The following is a 232-nucleotide window of genomic DNA, read 5'->3' as shown; positions in this document are numbered from 1 at the left end:
GCTTGATGAAACTGATTTTTAGTAAACAGTTGACGATATTCTCGATTGACCCATTTTGAAACAAAGTACGTATATAGTTTCCAATATTTATCTGGAACATCTGTGGTATGGCGGGTAAGTTTTATTAAGACACTGTTTACTTTTGGTTTAGGATAAAAGCATTCCGCTGGCAGCTTAAGCAATTGCTGAATCGAGACTTGAGTGTGCAAGAGCAACCCTAGTGTTCGGTGAA

Annotated in this window: 1 protein-coding gene; it reads right to left on the bottom strand. The window is 37.9% G+C overall.

Features of this window, described 5'->3' with window-relative positions; all coding sequences use genetic code 11:
- A partial coding sequence (locus tag P7D84_RS13790; RefSeq protein ID WP_311806794.1) for an rRNA adenine N-6-methyltransferase family protein occupies positions 1-232 on the bottom strand: 232 nt, incomplete at both ends.

The sequence above is a fragment of the Enterococcus dongliensis genome (assembly GCF_031927985.1).
Taxonomy (GTDB): Bacteria; Bacillota; Bacilli; order Lactobacillales; family Enterococcaceae; genus Enterococcus_A; species Enterococcus_A dongliensis.
This window is presented reverse-complemented; position numbering and strand designations above follow the sequence as displayed.